This is a genomic window from Roseovarius halophilus (ex Wu et al. 2025), assembly GCF_047086965.1.
The window spans coordinates 1-1452 of record NZ_JBKOTX010000459.1; the positions used below are offsets into that span (position 1 = coordinate 1).

3 protein-coding genes are annotated in these 1452 nt (G+C 60.5%); all 3 read right to left on the reverse strand.

Translation table 11 applies throughout. The annotated features are described in order from the left end of the window. Nucleotides 1-87: 87 nt before the first annotated feature. The 3 genes from ACH107_RS32795 to ACH107_RS32805 are packed head-to-tail and all read right to left on the reverse strand — an operon-like array spanning nt 88 to nt 1320. Nucleotides 88-321, reverse strand: a complete 234-nt coding sequence (locus ACH107_RS32795; protein ID WP_412509775.1) for a transposase — start codon at nt 319-321, stop codon at nt 88-90. Continuing rightward, nucleotides 273-635 carry a transposase gene (locus tag ACH107_RS32800; protein WP_412509776.1) on the reverse strand — a complete coding sequence of 121 codons (363 nt, stop codon included), beginning with the start codon at nt 633-635 and terminating at the stop codon, nt 273-275. The genes ACH107_RS32795 and ACH107_RS32800 overlap by 49 nt, the downstream gene beginning before the upstream one ends. Next, the gene (locus tag ACH107_RS32805) at nt 628-1320 is read right to left on the reverse strand and encodes a transposase (RefSeq protein ID WP_412509777.1); all 693 of its coding nucleotides are present in this window, start codon (nt 1318-1320) and stop codon (nt 628-630) included. The genes ACH107_RS32800 and ACH107_RS32805 overlap by 8 nt, the downstream gene beginning before the upstream one ends. Between the last annotated feature and the right edge of the window lie 132 nt (nt 1321-1452).

Here is a 1452-nt window from a genome sequence, read left to right on the forward strand (position 1 = left end):
AATGCCGACAACCCGCAACCATTCATTTGGAAAGCCAACCCGGATGACATCATCGCCGCAAGAAACAGAGGGTTCCAAACGTTGGAATCAATCCACTAGAGCATGTCGCGTTTTATCGGTTTGGTATCCGGCGGCGTTGGAAAAGTTGTAGCATTCCGCGTCGCTGAACAGGTCGCAGACATACCCGACCGCGTGCCACAGTTCACGGTAGGTTCGGGCAGCAGCCTTTCTGATGAGAGTCTTGAGCGTCGAGAAGGCCATTTCGATGGGGTTCAGATCTTGGCTGTATGGCGGTAGGAACCACGCACCGATGTCGCGCATGGCTTTGGCGGCCCCGGGCTCTTGTGGCTCGACAGGTTGTCGAGAATGACCACGTCGCCGGGACGTAGCGTCGGCACCAGCCGGGTCTCGATATAGAGCTCGAACATCTCGCCATTCATTGCTCCGTCGATCACCCAGGGCGCGTCCAGCCGGTCGTGCCGCAGGGCACAGATGAACGTTTGCGTTCGCCAATGTCCGAGCGGTGCGTGATCGACCAGGCGCGTCCCGCGCGGGGCCCATCCGGTGGTCTTTGCCATGTTCGTCTTGACCGAGGTCTCATTGATGAAGGCCAGTCTTTCCCGATGCCTAGCCATGTAAGGCAGGCGTTTCTTGATCCATGGCGCTTAGTAGGGCGGGGAATTGGTTGGTGATGTGCACCCGTGGCGCCGAAGCTGCTCCGCGAATACAGCGGCCCTTCTGCGGGCATGCGTCGCAGTCGCTTCGCCCGGCGCGGTACCAGCGCCCGTTTTTCGTGGGTGATCGCGGCAAGAATGTCTTGCCCTCTGGGCAGCGGACACGATCCTTTCGCGCATCATACTTGAAGCGCTCGACGGGAAAGCCCTGCATATCCTTGCGCCGCAGCGGCTTGCGACTGGGGATCACATTATCGGTCTCGCAGTCCTCGAGGGCGGCGTAGAGCTGTTCCGTTCCATAGGCCTTGTCCGCCGTGATCCACCCGGGCCTTCGGCCCAGCTTGGTCGGCATCGCATCGATCCGCTCCCGGAACCGGCCCGTGTCGTGTTCTTCTCCCGTCACGATCTCGACATCCACCATCACGCCGGCATGGTCATCGACGGCCGTGTGCTGCTTGTAGCTCGGGCGCAGTGGCGTCCCGGAAGATGTTGCCATCGTGGCCTCCGGATCGCTACCGCAGAGCTTCTTGTATTTGCCGGTCGTTCGCGCCGCGCGTCGGTCATCGTTGGCATCCTGCACGGCGTCCAGGTACTGATCGACGAGCGCATCCATGCTGACATCGGCCCGGATCAGAGAGGCGTCCATATGGACAGTGTCCGCCGTGATCCGCCCGTATTTAGTCCCAGCGTGTGCTGGTCTACTGATCTGTGACCATCAGAAGGATGCACTATGGACAAATTCTTCACGTCAGCGCCACGACCACGCACGCGATCCGAG